The organism is Micromonospora polyrhachis (assembly GCF_014203835.1).
Classification (GTDB): Bacteria; Actinomycetota; Actinomycetes; order Mycobacteriales; family Micromonosporaceae; genus Micromonospora_H; species Micromonospora_H polyrhachis.
Genome location: NZ_JACHJW010000001.1, coordinates 1,826,331 through 1,843,119 on the forward strand (window position 1 = coordinate 1,826,331; position 16,789 = coordinate 1,843,119).

General features: G+C 67.2%; 15 protein-coding genes and 1 tRNA gene. 8 read left to right on the forward strand and 8 right to left on the reverse strand.

The annotated features are described in order from the left end of the window. Positions 1–9: 9 nt before the first annotated feature. Positions 10–432 carry a PDGLE domain-containing protein gene (locus tag FHR38_RS07450; protein ID WP_184533980.1) on the reverse strand — a complete coding sequence of 141 codons (423 nt, stop codon included), beginning with the start codon at positions 430–432 and terminating at the stop codon, positions 10–12. Beyond that, on the reverse strand, positions 429–1,148 hold the full coding sequence (locus tag FHR38_RS07455; protein ID WP_184533981.1) for an energy-coupling factor ABC transporter permease: 720 nt from the start codon (positions 1,146–1,148) through the stop codon (positions 429–431). Before FHR38_RS07455 ends, FHR38_RS07450 begins: the two co-directional genes overlap by 4 nt. A gap of 291 nt (positions 1,149–1,439) precedes the next feature. Here FHR38_RS07455 and bcp point away from each other — a divergent pair, with 291 nt between their 5' ends. From bcp to FHR38_RS07475, 4 genes are all read left to right on the forward strand, one after another. Then, positions 1,440–1,916 (forward strand): thioredoxin-dependent thiol peroxidase, encoded by a 477-nt coding sequence (gene bcp / locus FHR38_RS07460; RefSeq protein ID WP_184533982.1) that lies wholly within the window; start codon positions 1,440–1,442, stop codon positions 1,914–1,916. A gap of 132 nt (positions 1,917–2,048) precedes the next feature. After that, positions 2,049–2,603 carry an HNH endonuclease signature motif containing protein gene (locus FHR38_RS33530; protein ID WP_376771470.1) on the forward strand — a complete coding sequence of 185 codons (555 nt, stop codon included), beginning with the start codon at positions 2,049–2,051 and terminating at the stop codon, positions 2,601–2,603. Next, positions 2,566–2,640 (forward strand) — tRNA-Leu (locus tag FHR38_RS07470). Before FHR38_RS33530 ends, FHR38_RS07470 begins: the two co-directional genes overlap by 38 nt. A gap of 119 nt (positions 2,641–2,759) precedes the next feature. Beyond that, positions 2,760–3,305 carry a GNAT family N-acetyltransferase gene (locus tag FHR38_RS07475; protein WP_184533983.1) on the forward strand — a complete coding sequence of 182 codons (546 nt, stop codon included), beginning with the start codon at positions 2,760–2,762 and terminating at the stop codon, positions 3,303–3,305. A 3-nt stretch (positions 3,306–3,308) separates the two neighbouring features. On the opposite strand, the gene FHR38_RS07480 is transcribed toward FHR38_RS07475, so the two are convergent. Both FHR38_RS07480 and FHR38_RS07485 read right to left on the reverse strand, forming a co-directional pair. Beyond that, complete coding sequence (locus tag FHR38_RS07480; RefSeq protein WP_184533984.1) at positions 3,309–4,202, reverse strand: MOSC domain-containing protein; 894 nt, start codon at positions 4,200–4,202, stop codon at positions 3,309–3,311. Between the two features lie 44 nt (positions 4,203–4,246). Beyond that, a complete protein-coding gene (locus FHR38_RS07485; RefSeq protein ID WP_184533985.1) occupies positions 4,247–5,080 on the reverse strand; it encodes a class I SAM-dependent methyltransferase in 834 nt (277 codons plus the stop codon). Positions 5,081–5,368: 288 nt separating this feature from the next. Here FHR38_RS07485 and FHR38_RS07490 point away from each other — a divergent pair, with 288 nt between their 5' ends. Next, on the forward strand, positions 5,369–6,376 hold the full coding sequence (locus FHR38_RS07490; protein ID WP_184533986.1) for an LCP family protein: 1,008 nt from the start codon (positions 5,369–5,371) through the stop codon (positions 6,374–6,376). 66 nt (positions 6,377–6,442) lie between these two features. On the opposite strand, the gene FHR38_RS07495 is transcribed toward FHR38_RS07490, so the two are convergent. Then, positions 6,443–7,450, reverse strand: a complete 1,008-nt coding sequence (locus FHR38_RS07495) for an endo-1,4-beta-xylanase (protein ID WP_184533987.1) — start codon at positions 7,448–7,450, stop codon at positions 6,443–6,445. Between the two features lie 368 nt (positions 7,451–7,818). Between FHR38_RS07495 and FHR38_RS33170 the strand changes: the two genes are divergently transcribed. Together FHR38_RS33170 and FHR38_RS07505 are read left to right on the forward strand one after the other, a co-directional pair. Beyond that, positions 7,819–9,345 carry a lipopolysaccharide biosynthesis protein gene (locus tag FHR38_RS33170; RefSeq protein ID WP_184533988.1) on the forward strand — a complete coding sequence of 509 codons (1,527 nt, stop codon included), beginning with the start codon at positions 7,819–7,821 and terminating at the stop codon, positions 9,343–9,345. After that, positions 9,342–10,373 (forward strand): glycosyltransferase, encoded by a 1,032-nt coding sequence (locus tag FHR38_RS07505; RefSeq protein ID WP_184533989.1) that lies wholly within the window; start codon positions 9,342–9,344, stop codon positions 10,371–10,373. Before FHR38_RS33170 ends, FHR38_RS07505 begins: the two co-directional genes overlap by 4 nt. A gap of 54 nt (positions 10,374–10,427) precedes the next feature. Here the strand turns inward: FHR38_RS07505 and FHR38_RS07510 are convergent, their stop codons facing one another. The 3 genes from FHR38_RS07510 to FHR38_RS07520 form a co-directional block, all read right to left on the reverse strand. Beyond that, entirely contained in the window at positions 10,428–11,366 is a 939-nt protein-coding gene (locus FHR38_RS07510) for a glycosyltransferase family 2 protein (RefSeq protein ID WP_184533990.1), read from the reverse strand. Between the two features lie 197 nt (positions 11,367–11,563). Then, positions 11,564–13,222 carry an O-antigen ligase family protein gene (locus FHR38_RS07515; protein WP_184533991.1) on the reverse strand — a complete coding sequence of 553 codons (1,659 nt, stop codon included), beginning with the start codon at positions 13,220–13,222 and terminating at the stop codon, positions 11,564–11,566. A gap of 243 nt (positions 13,223–13,465) precedes the next feature. Continuing rightward, entirely contained in the window at positions 13,466–14,866 is a 1,401-nt protein-coding gene (locus FHR38_RS07520; protein WP_184533992.1) for a trypsin-like peptidase domain-containing protein, read from the reverse strand. A gap of 1,040 nt (positions 14,867–15,906) precedes the next feature. On the opposite strand from FHR38_RS07520, the gene FHR38_RS07525 reads away from it, so the two are divergent. Continuing rightward, on the forward strand, positions 15,907–16,758 hold the full coding sequence (locus FHR38_RS07525) for a MurR/RpiR family transcriptional regulator (protein ID WP_184533993.1): 852 nt from the start codon (positions 15,907–15,909) through the stop codon (positions 16,756–16,758). Positions 16,759–16,789 lie beyond the last annotated feature (31 nt).

Genomic DNA, 16,789 nt, shown 5'->3' on the forward strand with positions numbered 1-16,789 from the left:
GCGGTCCGCCTAGCCCACCGGTTCGGTGGGCGCGCCCGCCCCCGAACCAACCCTGGTCGGCCCCGCACCAGCCCTGGTCGCCCCCGCACCAGCCCTGGTCGGTCGGCGGCGGACAAGCCAGAAGAGCCCGCCCCCGACCGCGAAGGTCAGTAGTACGCCGACCACTCCGGACAGCCCGGTCGACAGGTACTCGTTGTCGATTCCCTTGACGCCGTAGTCGGCCAGCGGCAGGTCGGCGAGCTCGTGGTCCTTGGCCGCCTCGGCGGGACAGTTGCCGCCGGTGATGTTGTCCTCGGCGTCGAAGGTGCAGCCGTCTCGTAGCGACGAGTCCAGGCCGTCGGGGTGCGGCGAGGCGAAGCTACTGACCACCCCGGCCAGCAGCAGGGCGACGAGCAGTCCACCGACGATGAATCCCCAGGAACGTTTCGTCACCGGGCACCTCCCGGCATCGGTACGGATACGGCCGCCGGCGTGGCCCGGAGGGCGCGCAGGGCGTAGACCAGGTCGGGGCGTACCTTCGCGACGGTGGCGACGGTGGTGGCCGCGATCAGCCCTTCACCGATGCCGATCAGCAGGTGCACACCGGCCATGGTGCCGGCGAGTCCACCGAGGGTGCTGCCGACGTCCGTGGTGCCGCCCAACCAGTACTGCAGGATGAAGCCCTGCGAGGCGACCACCACGCTGACCACCGAGGCGACGAACGCGGCGATCGACACCCCGGCCGGGGTACGGGGCAGAACCCGCACCAGCAGCGCGATCAGCAGGTACGCGGCGGCTGTGCCGAGGATCGCCATGTTGGTGATGTTCAGCCCCAGCATGGCAACCCCGCCGTCACCGAACACCAGCGCCTGGACCACCAGCACCACCGCCACACAGAGCGCGCCGACCCAGGGGCCGACCAGTGTCGCCGCGAGCGCCCCACCGAGCAGGTGGCCGCTGACCGCACCGGTGAAGATCGGAAAGTTGAGCATCTGGACGGCGAAGATGAAGGCGGCGACCAGGCCGGCCATGGGTGCCAGTCGGTCGTCCAGGTCGGCACGGCCGCGGACCACGCAGTACGCGAGCACCACCAGCGCGAACGCCGCGAACACCGCGGCGACGGGACCGTTGATGATCCCGTTCGAGATGTGCATTGCCAGGTTTTCCACGCCACCTCCCCACGTCTGTCGGCGAGGAGGTCCCGCCGGCCGCAACAGCCTATTTATCGATGAACACTGTTGCCAAGAGTTGGCAGCATGTTGCTCATCGGGACATCTGTCGCGCCACCGCTCCGTGATCGTTCCAAGTTCGACCACGGCAGAGGCAGGGCTGGACGCGCCAAAGTCGGCGGCGACCGGGCTGGACGCGCCAAAGCCGGCTGCGGGGACCAGGCTGGACGCGTCGACGCCGGCGGCGGGGACCGGGCCGGACGCGTCAAGGTCGGCGGTAGGGTCACTGCCATGACCGCACCGACCCGCCTCGCGCCCGGCGACACCGCACCGGAGTTCACCCTGCCTACCGACACGGGCGAGACGCTCTCCCTCAGCACGTTGCGGGGCCGCACGGTGATCCTCTACGCCTACCCGGCCGCGATGACCCCGGGCTGCACCAAGCAGGCGTGCGACTTCCGTGACTCACTCACCTCGCTGCGGACCGCCGGCTACGAAGTGGTTGGCATCTCACCCGACACCCCGGCCAAGCTCGCCAAGTTCCGCGAGCAGGACGCGATCACGTTCCCGCTGGTCTCCGACGGCGACAAGTCGGTGCTGACCGCCTACGGCGCCTACGGCGAGAAGCAGCTGTACGGCAAGACCGTGACCGGGGTGATCCGCTCCACCTTCGTCATCGACCCGGACGGGAAGATCGAACGGGCGTTGTACAACGTGAAGGCCACCGGTCACGTCGCCAAGTTGCGCCGGGACCTCGGCCTGGACTGAGCACACTCTCGGCTGGACCGAGCATGCCAACCTGTCGTACCCCATCGATATGGTCTGCCGATGGCAAAGTACAGATATAGCCGGGAGGACCTCGCTGCAGCCGCCGAGCAGGCACATAACATCACCGAAGTCATGCGCTTACTCGGCATTCGGATCAGCGGTGGTTCCCACGCTCACATCAGCCGCCGTCTGAAGCAGGTCGGGATCAACACATCCCACTTCACTGGGTCGGGCCACAACCGAGGGCGGCGTGGCTATCGACTCACACCCTCCACGGCGCTGGTCAAGCTACCCGAAGGGTCACGACGGACACCTGGGTTTCGACTGAAGCGCACGCTGCTACGGATCGGACTGCCGGAAAGATGTGAGAGATGTAACACCGGCACAAGCTGGCAAGGATCAGAGCTGACCCTACAGGTCGATCACATCAACGGTGACTTCCTAGACAACAGGCCGCACAATCTCCGCCTGCTCTGCCCCAACTACTGTCACAGCCAGACGGCCACATACGCTGGTTGCCGGCGGCCATCTACCGTTGAAGCCGACGTAGTCTATGATCCAGACGCGACAACACCTACAGGCATCCCGATCGGTCGACGCTTACCGCGTCAGCCACAATGGTCTTGGCGTTTGCAGGTGTACAGCATTAGGGGCCGTAGCCCAATTGGCAGGAGGCAAACGGTTTAGGTCCGTTCCAGTGCGGGTTCGAGTCCCGCCGGCCCTACCTCCACGTTCGCATTACCACCTTTCCAGATGACACTCTGCCGATAGGAAGTGTCATCACCATCACCATGACGGTTGGTGGCAGGGCAGGTCGGCCCTGTTCCGGTCAGGATGGGCGGCATGGCCCTGCGTTTCGTGCTCGATCCCGTACTCACCCCTGAGCTGCGTCGACAGGTCGTGGCGCTGTGGGTGGACGCCACCAACGCCGGTGGGGCGGTCGGCTTCGTCGCGCCGGTCACCACCGAGGAGGTACGACCGGTCGCCGAGCGGGCGCTCGCGGGCGTCACCGACGGACCGGACCGGCTCCTGGTCGGCTACGAGGGCGAGCAGCTCGTCGCGATGCTCCTCTTCGTCAACAACCGGTTCGCCCTCACCGAGCACTGGTGCGTCCTGAAGCGGGTGATGGTGCACCCGGGCCGCCAGGGGCACGGCTACGGGGTGGCACTGATGCGCGAGGCGGAGCGGCTCGCTCCGCAGCTCGGCTACGAGGCGTTGCACATCACCGTACGGGGTGGGCACGGGTTGGAGCGGTTCTACGACCGGTGCGGCTACAAGGAGGTCGGCCGACTGCCTGGAGCGCTGCGGGTCGGCACCGACGATGAGCGGGACGAGATCCTGATGTGGTTGCCACTGAACCAGGCCGACCAGCCCAGCGGCACCATCTGATGCTCAGTCCAGCACCGCCACCGGATCGCCGACGGTAAGCAAGCCCAGGTCGTCGATGCGGTGGAAGCCCGGGTCAGTGCGAGAGTCCGCGTCGTCGACGGGGTGGGAGTCCGGGGTGGCTGCCCGCTGGGGGATGAGGTTCAGGCCGAAGAGCAGCTTCTGGTCGACGTTGCGGTGCCGGGCCAGCGTCCGTAGCGGCTCCCGCCCCCGCTCACCGTTCTCCTGGTCGGTGGTGGTGACCACGCAACGGTCAGACGGCTTGACCGCCCGGAAGACCACCGTACCGATCTGTAGCTGCCGACCCAGCCAGCCGTCCTCGGCCCATGGTTCGGCATCGCTGACCACCAGGTTGGGCCGAAACCGGGTCATCGGCAACGGCCCTTCCCGGCTGCCTGATTCCTGGATCCAACCGTTGAGCACGTCGAGCGAGGCGGCGTTGGTCAGCAGGAGCGGATAGCCGTCGGCGAAGCTGACCCGGTCACCGGGCTCGCCGTACTTCGGGTTGACCTGGCGCACGGTCGGATCGCCCAGCCAGACGAGTCGTACCTTGCGGCCGAGCAACTCGCCGAGCCACTCGTCGGCCATCGCCCCGGCCAACCGGGCCGGTACCGGCTTCGTGCTCTGGAACACCCGGACCTCGATCGGCTCTCCGTCGGCCGGGTCGGACAGTTTCACGGTCGGGAATCCGCTGGCCCGCAGCTCCAGGCCACCGGGCCGGAGCTGCGGCCGTAGGGCGGTCAACCTGGCGATCTCACGCTGGGTGACCCCGACACCGGCCTCGTCGAGGATCATCCAGCGGCGGTCGCCGGCCAGACCCCACGGCTGCACCCGCGCATCGTCGTGGTCCAGCCGGTGACACCCCTTGATCGGGTACGTGTGGATCGAGGCCAGTCTCATGGCTCAAAGCCTCGCACAGCACGCCAACGGTGGTGCCACCCTGGTCACCAGGCGGCACCGATCCCGTCCCCGGGAAACCAGTGCCGGGCCGGGGTCTCCCGGTAGGCCAGGAACCGCCGGCCGGTGCGTTCGGCGTGCTCGGCCAGGACGTTGGTCATCGTGACGTTGTCGGTCAGCAGTAACGCGCCGGGGGCGAGCTTCGCTTCGATCGCCTCGAACTCACGCCGTTCGTGGGTGACACTGTGGTCGCTGTCGTGCAGAAAGATGTCGACCGGTCGGTCCAGCGCCGTGATCGAGGCGATGGAGTCACCGATGACGAGGTCGACGACGCTCGCCCAGGGCTCGGCCCGAGCCAGGTAACCGGCCTCCGGGTTGATGTCCAGCGAGGTGAGTCGGCCGGGATCGCCCTCGGCGGTGTTGCGTAGCAGCGCCGAAGCGAGCACGCAGGTGCCCAGCCCTTTGTCGACGCCGGTCTCCACCACGTGGCCGGGTCGGGTGGCGCGCACGATCGCGTACCAGCCGATCCGCCGCGCGTAGCGCACCCGGCGGTCCGCCAGGCCGCGTCGGGCGGAGGTGGCTGTGGCGCGTTCGATGTGCCCGCGCAGCGTGTCGTCGGATTCGATCTCGGCCAGGTAGGCGCGGACCTGTTTGACCGGTACGTCGCAGGTCAGGCTGACGAACCAGGCGAGGTGCTCCCGGCTGAGCCGGGTCAGGTCGTAGGTGTAGTTGTGGTGTTCCCGGGAGGTGAACAGCCAGCGGGCCGAGACGCCGAGCACCCGGGCGTCGTGTCGGGCGACCCGCAGCAGGCGCTTGGGAAAGGCGGCGGCCGGGGCCAGTCGGCTGCGGGCGAGGGCGCGGCGGAACTGCAAGGCATCCACCCTTGTGGTTCTATCACGATCTCCGGCGGCCGTAACGCCCGTCTTCTGGTCTCGTACGGGGGAAATGGTCGCGCATTCGGGGCGGCAATCCGGATGGTTCTGTAGGGCAACTGCTGCGAATCACCGGATGGTGTCTGCCGAGCCCGGTAATCAAGGTTTCAGGCATCAATCCGGACAGGGGGCCCGATACCGATCGGATAGTCAGTACGATCACCGTATGCAACAGAGCCAGCAGTCCGCCGAGGCCGAGTCAGCCTCCCGGACGACGTCGACTCCCCCGTGGAGCCGATGGAGTCGGTGGAGCCGGTGACGGATGGGCGACCACGACGACGTCGGGGATGGCGGATCGTCCTCATCATCCTGCTGGTGTTGGCGCTGCTGGGCGTGGGCGGCGTCGTCGCGGGTGGGCTCTACCTGCGGTCGGTCGAGTCGGACATCGAACGAGTCGACGCCTTCGAAGCGCTGCCGCAGGAGGAACGGCCGCAGGTCGTGGCCGAGAAGGCCATGAACATCATGATCCTCGGCAGTGACTCCCGCGACCCCGAACAAATGAGCGGGTCCCGTACCGACACCATCATCCTGGCGCATGTCCCGCAAGACCGGAAAAGCGCGCAACTGATTTCAATCCCTCGGGACACCTGGGTGCACATACCCCGCTCGAAGGACGGCCAGAACGGCGGGCGAACGGCCAAGATCAATGCCGCGTTCGCCTGGGGCGGGGTTCCCCTGATGGTGCAGACCGTGGAGCGGTTCACCAAGGTTCGGGTCGACCACGTCGTGATGGTCGACTTCGCCGGATTCACTGAGATCATCGACGCGCTGGGCGGGATCGACGTCAATGCCGAGCAGACCTTCACCTCGACCCATGCGCCGTACCGCACCTACAGGAAGGGCGTGCAGCGGTTGGACGGCGAGGCGGCACTCGACTACTCACGCCAGCGTAAGCAGTTCCCGGACGGGGACTTCGCCCGTATCCGGCACCAGCAGCAGGTGATCAAGGGAATCCTGGACAAGGCAGCGAGCGGCGGACTTCTCACCAACCCTGCCAAGCTGAACGACTTCCTTCAGGCCGTCTCGAGCGCCGTCTCGGTCGACAAGAAGCTTTCCCTCGTGGACATCGCCGCCAAGCTGCGTCATCTGCGAGGTGGAAACCTGACGTTCATGACAAGCCCCACCAGGGGCACCGGTCAGGTCGGCACCGAGAGCGTGGTCTTCGCCGACGACGAGAAGGCGAAGACCTTCTACGACGCCGTACGCCGGGACGCGGTGCCGGAGATCCTGAGCACCGGACGTTGACCGCCAGCCGGCCGTTGCCCGACTGCCCGTCGCCCTTCCCCCAGCCTTCACCGGCAGGAGCACAGATCAGCCGCCGGCTGCTCCCGGCCGGCCTTCTCGCAGCGCCCGTACCAACGCGCTGTGCGCAAGCTTCGGTCTTATGTCGGTATCGAACAGGCACGCCGCGCCGTAGCCCGGATAGTTGTGCGGAATCCAGCTACTGGCGTCGGTGAAACCCCAGAGCGTGAACGACTCGCAGGTGGAGACGGCCAGGCAGGCGGCGAGCATGTGTTCGTAGAGCATCGCCTGGCGAGCGAGCTTCTCCGGCGTCATCGGCAACTGGATGCGAACGTCCAGCTCCGTTATGGCGACCGGAATCCCCAGGTCCGCGAAGCGCTGAAGGTTACCGGCGACATCCACCGGCTGCTTGTCCCACTGAAGGTGGCCTTGGAAGCCCACGCCGTGGATCGGAACCCCCGTGGCCCTGAGCTTGCGGATCAGCCGCAGTAGGCCATCGGCCTTACCGGTTCGGCCCTCGGCACCGTAGTCGTTGATGAAGAGCCGGGCATCCGGGTCGGCCGCGTGTGCCCAGCGGAACGCGTCGGCGATGTAGTCCGGACCGAGTTTGCGCAACCAGATCGTGTCCCGCAGGGAGCCGTCCTCGTCCAGCACCTCGTTCACCACGTCCCAGGCCCAGATCTTTCCCCGGTAACGCGAGACCACGGTCGTGATGTACTGCTTGAGCAATTCTCGGAGTTCCTCCGCCGACCACGACTCCGACACCCACGGTGGGACGCTGTGGTGCCAGACCAGGGTGTGCCCGTACATCGCCAGACCGTTCTCCTGGGCGAAAGCCACCAGGTCGTCGCTGGCGCGCCAGACGTACGTGTCGCGAGTCGGTTGTAACTGCCCCCACTTCATGGCGTTCTCAGCGGTTACCGCGTTGAAGTCGCTGGTGAGCACCGCACGGTACCGAGCGTTGGTGGCCAGCGCCTGGCCGTTGACAGCGGTACCGATCCGGACGTTCGACGGCATGAGGCCGCGCAGCGCGGGCCAGTCGGGCGCGAGCGGGGCAGCGACTGGCGTTTCATCCACCGACGCGACCTCACGCTGAGAGCCAGCGTATGCGCCACATGCCGCGACCAACGTCAGCACGGCCAGCAGTGTGAGCCACACTCGACCTCGCCGGAGCCAACCGAAAAGACCGGGACGGTCGGGGCCGGCTCGATCGGCTACGCGTACGGTGCCACCGCGCACGTCTTCGGCCATCATCGTCCCCAGATCAAGCAGCGACGCCAGCGCGGCGAGGACCGACAGACGGTCCCTGCCGATCCTACGGTGCGGACTTCAAACGCACAGCTTAGCCGCCATCTGCGCGATTCGGGGTCGGAGGTATGATTCTGCGCTCACCAGCTACGATCCGCCCTCGAACTCCGCACCGGCACCCGAGGATGATGCCTCCCGTGAACGCCGTACCGACGGCACGTGCCGAACGCCGCGCTTCCGCCCTCATCCGGGCCGGCGCTCTGTCGATGCTCGCGTTGGTGGCGGTCGGCGTCACCCGGCTCGTCCATGGCTCCCTCACCAGCCGGGCCACCGACCAGGCAACCTACGGTCTGGTCGGCATCATGCTGGCCGCCAGCATGATTGCCAGCCTGCTACTGCCCGGCGGCCTCTCCAGCGGCATCGCCAAGTTCGTCGCGTTCCATCGCGGCGCGGGCGACGTGGCGGGGGCCTGGGCGGCACACCGCTTCCTGTCCCGGCTGGGACTGGCCTCATCGGTCGGTCTCGGCGTGCTCAGCGCCCTCCTGGTGGGACAACTCCACCAACTCGACCTACTCGATGCCATATCACTGGCACTCCTGACCACCACCTACTCGCTCTACACCCTCGACAAGGCCGCCATGTACGGACATGGCCTCGTTGCCCAGTACGCCCGGATCGAACTTGGCACGTCCCTGTTGGCCATCGGCAGCACCGTAATCGTGATCATCACCGGGCAGAGCGCCTACCTCCTGCCACTGTGCCTGGGCTACGGATCGTTCGCCGTACTGTGCCGTCGTCAGATACGCCGTCACCGCCGGGCGGAAGGAGTTACCGAGCAAGGCTCCTTCGATCGCCGACAGGTGCTGACGTTCACCATCCTCGGCAGCATCGGGACTCTCGCGAGCGCCGGATTCCTCCAGGCGACCCAGCTTCTGGCGGGACATTTCGCCGCGCCGGCCGAGGTGGCTTTCCTCGCGGCGACGGTCGCCCTGATCGCACCTCTGTACTTCCTGCCGAGAGCCATGGCGCTGGTGCTATTCCCGGCGATGGCCGGGGCGCACGGGTCGGGTGACCGCTCGGCGGTACGACAGCAGGTGGATGCCTCGACCCGGGGCCTCGCCGTCGCGATGACACCCGTGTTCCTGGTGGGCCTCCTGGCGGCACCGCTCATCCTCGGCCTCTACGGCGGCAGCGAATACTCCGACGGCGCGAACGTACTCCGCCTCATGCTCTGCGCCTCCTACTTCGGCATCCTGCAGGTGCCCTCGGTCAACGCCCTGGCCAGCGGGGCACCCGCCCAGGCACGGATACCGGTCCTCTCCGCCGTCGTCGGCTGCCTTGCTGGTCTCAGCGTCGTGATCGCCACCGCTGGTCCCCTGGGTGCCGCCGGTGTCGCCGTCGGCTACCTCGTGGGAACAGCGATCACCGCGCTCATTCCCGTCGTCGTGGTCTGGCGGATCCATCAGCTGACATGGGCAGGCGTCCTCACACGTTGCGTCATGCTGATAGGCGCGGGTGCCCTGATCACCGAACTCGATCCGCTGCGCAGCTGGTCGTGGTCGGCAGCGGGAATTACCGGCGTCGTCCTCGTAGTGGCCCTGGTGGTGCTCTGGGGCGATCTGCGCCGGCTACTCTCGCTGCTGCGGCAGGGCCGCACGCCACTCGCCGACCAGGATCCCGACCCGCAGACCGGGCCACCAGCTCTCAAGGGAGTAGCTCCGTGACCGAAGCCCTCGGCGCCCGACCATCGGCGCTGCCTCCGGCCCGTCCACTCCGTATCCTGGCGGTCACCAACCTGTGGCCTGAGAATGGCAGCTATCGCGGCATCTTCGTGCAGCGTCAGGTCTCTGCCCTGCGGGCGCTCGGACACCATGTCGACGTGGAGGTGATCGCCCAGTCCCGGGGCAAGCAGGACTACTTCACCGCCGCTCCCCGGGTCCGGCAGCGGGCACGACAGGGCAACTACGACATCGTGCACGTGCACTACGGCATGGCCGCACCAGCGGCCCGACTGACCGGGCATCCGGCCACGGTGCTGTCGCTGTACGGCAGCGACATCAACGTCCCACGTCAGCGCCTGATGACCAAGCTGGGCTGGGGCACCAGTCGGGCCCGCATCTACGTCTCCCGCCGCCTCGCCGAGACGGCCGGGGATCCCGACGGACACGTCATCCCCAACGGAGTGAACTTCGAGTTCTTCCAACCGGGTGACCGGCTCACCATCCGGCGGGAACTTGGCATCACCCCCACCGCCAAGGTCGTGCTCTTCGCCGCCGATCCGGCCCGTCCGGTCAAGAGATACGACCTGTTCCGTGACGTCCTCACCGAGCTACGACGACGGGACGACTCGGCGCAGGAGCTGATCCTGCACGCCGAGGGCCAGTCGCAGGCCGACCTGGTGCGCAAGTTCGACGCCGCCGACGTCCTGCTCTTCACCTCGCAGCGAGGCTGCGAAGGCTCACCCACCGTCATCAAGGAGGCGGCCGCGATGGGCCTTCCGGTCGTCTCGGTGGACGTCGGAGACGTCGCGGAGATCCTGGACGGCGTACGGCCGAGCGCCGTGGTCCGGTACCCGGCGGGCCCCATCGAGGGCGTGGCGCACACCCGGCTGGTGACGGAACTGGCCGATCGCGCAGAGGAGATCCTCACCGCTGGCCGGCGCGCCGACGGACGCGAGCGGGTCTCCTGGCTGGACGAACGTCTCGTCGCACAGCGAATCACCGACGTCTACCACACGGTGCTCACTTCGTGATCAGACGCTGATCATGGCGGCCCCGGCCCCGTCGGTTCGATGAGCACGGCGGCATCATCGGCCGACCGAGGTCACCAGCCACTTGCCGAGTTCACTAAGGACGCGAACCGCGACGGCAAGGAACGCGAGCCCCGGAACCCGGGGTCGGCTGTACTTCCGGATGACCCGGTACCACACCGAAAGGCCCGCCAGCCGGCGTCGACTGATGTTCCCGCCGTGCCGGTGAAACCTGACGACCGGATATGGGAGATGTTGTGGCTGAATACCGCTGCTGAGTACGCGGAGGAGCAACTCGACGTCAACCTTGATCGGGATCTGCTCGTCGTAGCCTCCGAGCCGTTGCAGGAGGACCCGGTCGACCGACATGCCGGAATGCTTGAACGGTAGCCGCGGTCGCAGCATCACCGACCAGAGCATTCTCCGCGCCGTCCGATATGTGGGCAGTCTGATGACTCGGCTACCGCCCTGCCCGACGACCTCCTCATAGTCGGTGTAGATCCAAGCGGCTCCAGTGCCGGTCAGGAAGTCGTTGATGCGGCCAAGACCGTCCGAAGTGAGTTCGTCGTCCGAGTCGAGCACGGTGATGTACCGGCCCCGGGCCACCCTGAGCGCTGCGTTTCGCGCGGCACTGATCCCGGACGGACGCTGACGAACCAACCGGATGCGCTGGTCGGCCAAGAGCCCCGCCTCGGCCAACGCCTCTTGGACCGGCACTGCGGAGCCGTCGTCCACCACCACGATCTCAAAGTCACCAAACGCCCCGCGAAGCACACTGTTGACTGCCTGGACCAGCAGCATGGGACGGTCTCGCACCGCGATACAAACCGAGAACGTGGGAGTCACGGAGGCACCGGACTCCTCCTGCCCGACTGCTTGCCGGTGGACCACCGGACCACCGGCAGCGTCGAGAGACGGATCCCTGTCGAAGTCGGAGAGTTCGGCAGGTCTTCCATCCGGCGACTGACTCGAAGCGGACGTCGGACGATAAGTCATTCGCCCAACACCTCACAGCCAGCCGGGCTCCGCCCCGGTGCGCCCATACTCCTGTCACCCCCGTACCTGTCGCCTTCGTAGCGGCAATTGCCGGCGACGTCCTGGGCCGCAAGGATCCCATCCTTCACGAACACAGCACACCGCCGCCCATAGATCATCGCGAATCAGGTCGGCTCTGCCGCTCCCGCTCCGCTCGTTCAGTCCGGTGGCACAGGTCGTCGGACTCCCCGCAGCACGGCTTGGGTCCCCTCAGTCGACCGCATCCGAGAATCGGTGTCCGGGTCGCCGGAAGGGTCACTGACCGGGTCCGCTGACGCCGTGTTGGCAGCGCCGACGAGAACTTCGGGTTCCCTGTCGCTACGCCGCGCCCACCAGGCGATACCAACGATCGCCCAGAGCAACGCCGGCAACAGCGGATCCTCAAAGGCCGGCGACAGGAACGCCGCGACCCCGGCGAACACCACTGCGGTGACGCCCCAGAGCATCGCGGCGGCGTTGGACGGGCGCGGCACCGGTCTGCGAGCCCGCAACAACGGAGACGCCAGGGGCCACACGATCAGCACGAGCCAGGCAAGAAACACCACCAGCCCGAGGATCCCCACCTCCATGACGAGATGCAGCCAGAAGGAATCGATCTGAACAGCCTGGAAGCCGTAGCGGTTGAAGCCTTCGGGACCCAGCTTCGGGTTCTTGTGCCAGTCCGGATTGTTCTTCTGGGCGACGACGCCGCCGAACTGGCCAATGCCGAATCCGAGCAACGGTTGGCGAGGCAGAATGTCGACCACCTGTTGCAGGTACAACACCCGGATCTCGCGGGCCGGGGTAGGCGAGGGGCTGCCGGCACCGGTGGGCGAGGATCGAGCCGTCGGCTTAGGCTCGACCGCGCCAGCGCTTGTCTTCGGGGCGGTCGGCGTCGGCTGGGTACCCTGCGCGGGCCTACTCGCAGCACCTGTTGGCGTGCTCTGCGCGGGCCTACTCGCAGCACCTGTTGGCGTACCCTGCGGACTGCGCTCGCTACCAGCCGGATTGTAAACACCGGCCACGACGTTACCGATCCGCCGTTCCCACTCCGCGCGGTTGTCGGGTCGGGCAACGATCTGCGCCATTGTGCAGACGAGGAGGATGAGACAGACACCGAGCACCCGACGCGCGCCCCGGGGCACCAGTATCGCGACCAGCACACCGGCGACCAGCACACCCAGCAGGGATTCCCGCGACTGGGTCGCGGAGAGCGCGAGCGCGACCACGCTGGCAACCAACCACCAGACGAACCGGATCCGATCGTTGACCGCCGCCCACGCGATGAACCCGAGCAGGGCGAGACCCAAGACGTGGCCGAGGTGATTCGGATGGGACAGAAGCCCCTGTGCCCGGCTCTGCTCGGCCCAGGTCAGGTCCACCCAGCCGAGAACGGAGTAGGCAGGCTCTCCCACCACCATCTGCACCACGGCCACCAGTACATTCAGCCCGACCAGCGCACCCACCACGAGTAGCAGCCGGCGGACCATGACCTCATCGATGTCCGCTGCACGGAGGGCGTAGAAGATGAGTACGCCACGAAAGTAGACGAAGAGCGCCTCGCCCATCAGTGTGAGGGAGGAATCGTTCAGCACACCGGCGAGCACCATGACCAGACCGAGCACGAGGAGAGCCAGATCGGCCCCGGTCCGAAACCGGTGCCACAGCCGGTCGGCGGCGACCTTCCCGACGGTGAGTGCAGCTAGGAGTAGATAGAGGCCGGACTTCAGCGTCTTAGGCCACTGGGCAGCCGTCTCCAGATTGACCCGCGGATCCTCGCTCGTAGGGCCGGTCATGACCTGTGCCCACGTCTCGAAGAGCACATGCACCAAAAGCACGCCAACGACCGTCACGAGCCCGATCGAGAGGAGCCGCGACAGCGGTTTCGGACGAGCGACGTCCGGATCGGCGCGTCGAACGGCAATAGGGGATGACACGCCGCAAGAACCTCTCACTCGCAACTGGCCTCGTCGATTGCATGACGCTAGCAGCCGCGCAACAACGCGGTAGATTCGATCGGATGCTGGCAGGTGGCACAACCAAGCCCATAAAGGACAGTGATAGACGTTCCAGCATCGACCTCAGCGACGTCGCCGCAACATCAGCACGATAAGCACAACGAGTCCAACGATCAGTATTCCGCCAACTCCACCCAGTAGAACAACCGGCCAAATCGGTCGACCCGACGAATCGTCCGCCGAGTTCTGGCGCTCGACTGCGATCTGGCGGTACGCCTGCGCCAGCAGGTTGGCAGGCGATTCCGCAGCGGCCTTCTCCAGTTGGGAAACGGCGGACGAGTGCCGGCCGGTGAAGTAGGCGTCGAGGCCGTCACGGTACGCCCTGTCCGAGGCGCCAAGTTCGTTCTTCACGCCCGCCTCAGTCAGTAGGTCGAGCAGGCCGGCGGCCGGCAGCACCACGCGATTCGCCCGGTCGGGCCGAGCCAGGTCCTGATCCACCATGCCGGCAACCCGACCACTCGGGTCGATGGCAAATCCTCCGTGGGAGTTGGCGCCGACATCGTCGTTGATCCGGTACATCGACGCGTCGCCGCGCCGGGCTGTGCCGGTGACCGTCACCAGCTTCGGCCGCGGGGTGTAGGCGGCGGTACGGAAATCGGTGTCGTCAGTGCCGAATCCAACGACCAGCAGGGAGCTGCCCTCCTTGACCTCGGCCGAGCCGCTCAGCTCCACAACCGGAAGGTTCTCTCGGGCAAGTTTGATCAACGCGATGTTCCCGGTCTCCGCAGGGCGCGCCTTGACGAGCTCCGCCGGAATGGCCGGATCTCCGACGAGGTTGCCCTTGGCATCGTTCATCTGGCCGTACATCTGGCTGGTGGGCGCCGAGCCCGGGTCGATCCCGGTGAACTCGGTCTTCTCAAGATTGGTCTTGATGTAGTTGTCGACCTGCCCGGGGGCGAGTGTCCCTTCCCGCACGAGCATTCGGGCGACCGCGTCGAGTGCGATCTGACGGGTGGTCTCCGCCGACGGATACACGCAGGAGCTACTGGTGAGCACATGCCCACCCGTCGTCACCACGAACCCGCTGCACCGGCGGCTGAAGGTGATCGGCGTCGTGCGCACCGGTGCCTTGGTTGCACGGTTCCTCAGATAACCGGTGAACACCGCCTCGATGAAGACCAGTGACGGAGCTGCGGTCGCCAGTGAGCGTTCCTCCGGACCATTCGGCGGAAACAGTGCCCACGGCTTCAAATTGGGACCCGGTAGGCCGGTTGTCGGGAAGGCCGAACTGCCGACGCTTGGCTCCGCCGGTTCCTCCGTTCCAGAGCTGAGCCAGAACACCAACCCACCGCTGGTGGCCACGAGCACCAGGACGAGTGCCGCGATCGCGACCCAAAGCCCGTTGCTCCGCTTGGGCGGGGACGAAGGCTGGATTCGCCTGACAGGCGCGGAGAACGGATCGTGCGGCGGGGCGCTTGCGGGACGCTCGGCCTGCACCGGCGGCGTCCACGGCGAGGCCGTCACGAAGTCTTGCTCACCACCAGCGGTCTGTGCCGAAACACCGACGCCCCATTGTTGCTGAGCCGATGTGGACACTGCCGGTCCGGACTGCCACTCGCCGGTTTCGAAGGGCGCAGCAGACACCGAATGCGACGGCGACGACACCGGCTGCGACTGGGGCGGAAACGGCCCCGGCATCGGCTGGGGCGGGCCCGGCTGGGGCGGCGCCGATACGGGCTGCGGCTGAGGCACCGCGGAAACCGGATGCGGTGGGCCCGACACGGGTTGTGGTTGTGGTTGTGGTTGCGGCGGGCCCGACACCGGCTGAGGCTGGGGCGGGAACGGGCCTGACTGAGGCGGAGACGACACGGGTTGTGGCGGAAACGGTTGCGCCTGTGGCTGAGGCGGGAACGGACCCGGCTGTGGAGACGACACTGACTGTGGCTGAGGCGGGAACGGACCCGGCTGTGGAGACGACACTGACTGTGGCTGAGGCGGGAACGGACCCGGCTGTGGTGGAGATGACACTGACTGTGGCTGTGGTCGTGGCTGCGACGGGATCGGAGTTGGCCGATTTTGTCCCGGCACCGGCCCGGCCGGGGCAGCGCCCTGCTCAGGTCGCAGATCCATGCCGAGCACCTGGAAGAGTCGCTGCGCACCAAGCCCTTCGTTCGCGGAGGGATACGACACCCAGGGGTGGGCCGCGTAGAAGTCAGCGCTCTCGTAGCGTGGGCCGTCGACTGTCTTCGACATCGCCTCGGCCGCGTTTGCGAATGCCTCGCGCCAGCGTTGGTCGGCCGCGGCGGCGCCCTCCAGCACCGCCACCGTCACAAGTCGGTCCAGACCGTCGACGGCCCACCAGGCTTTGCCCACCTGGCACACACCAATTACCTCGGTGAACCGGTACGGACCATTCGGCTGCATGTCGACTCCTCTGCCTCGCCCGCCGTGCGGATCTTACCGAGACGACGCTCATCGCTCTGTCCTGTAACCGTTCCCACCCGTACGGCCAATCCCGTCCAGGGGCGATTGCCGCTGAAAGTTTTCATGCATACAGTCGCAACATGAATGAGGGCGCTGCCTTGGCCTCCGCCGACCGGGTACTCGACCTGTTCCACGGCGTCCGGCTCACGCCAACGCAGCGGCGGATCGCGCACTTCCTGGTGCAGCACGCAGCCACTGCGACGTACCTCTCCGCCGCCGAGGTGGCGGAACTGGCCCAGGTGAGCCAGCCCTCGGTGACCCGGTTCGCGACGGCACTCGGCTACGACGGCTACCCCGCCCTGCGTCGTCGGCTACGCGAACTCAGCACCGGCGGCGCCGGCACGACCGGGCGGACCGGTAACGAGTTGCAGCGGGCGGTCCAGGCGGAGCGCGAGAACCTGGACCGGCTGGCCGAGCAGTTGGCCGACCGCGAACCCATCACCGCCGCCGGTGCGCTGCTGGCCGCGAGCCGCCCCCTGCCGGTACTCGGACTGCGTGCCGCCGCGCCGCTGGCCGCGTACTTCGCGTACTTCGCCGCCAAGGTTCATCCGGACGTCCGGGTGCTCGACGACGGGGGCAGCCAGCTCACCGACCGGCTCGAACAAGCTGGCGCGGCGGGGGCGAGTGCCCTGCTGGCGTTCCTGTTGCCCCGCTACCCCCGGGAGACGCTCGACGCGCTGGGCGAGGCGCGGGCCGCCGGGTTCTCCATCGTCGCGATCACCGACTCCCCGGTGAGCCCAGCGACGGAGTACGCCGACATCGTGCTGCCCGCGGCGGTCGGCGCACACCTCGTCTTCGACCTGCACACCGCTCCGATGGCGCTGGCGATGGTGGTGCTCCAGGCCATCTGTGACGCGGCACCGTCGGACACCCAGCGACGACTGGAGGAGTTCGAACTCTCCGCCGCCCGCCGACAACTGTTCGTCAGCTGATCCCCGTACCTCGAACCTCAGCCGACAGGAG

Excerpts from the sequence above, each read along its gene's own strand:
- FHR38_RS07490 (WP_184533986.1), top strand. The coding sequence starts at position 5,369 with ATGGAGTCGGTGGAGCCGGTGACGGATGGGCGACCACGACGACGTCGG.
- FHR38_RS07475 (WP_184533983.1), top strand. The coding sequence starts at position 2,760 with ATGGCCCTGCGTTTCGTGCTCGATCCCGTACTCACCCCTGAGCTGCGT.
- bcp (WP_184533982.1), top strand. The coding sequence starts at position 1,440 with ATGACCGCACCGACCCGCCTCGCGCCCGGCGACACCGCACCGGAGTTC.
- FHR38_RS07510 (WP_184533990.1), bottom strand. The coding sequence starts at position 11,366 with ATGACTTATCGTCCGACGTCCGCTTCGAGTCAGTCGCCGGATGGAAGA.
- FHR38_RS07525 (WP_184533993.1), top strand. The coding sequence starts at position 15,907 with ATGAATGAGGGCGCTGCCTTGGCCTCCGCCGACCGGGTACTCGACCTG.
- FHR38_RS33530 (WP_376771470.1), top strand. The coding sequence starts at position 2,049 with ATGCGCTTACTCGGCATTCGGATCAGCGGTGGTTCCCACGCTCACATC.
- FHR38_RS07480 (WP_184533984.1), bottom strand. The coding sequence starts at position 4,202 with ATGAGACTGGCCTCGATCCACACGTACCCGATCAAGGGGTGTCACCGG.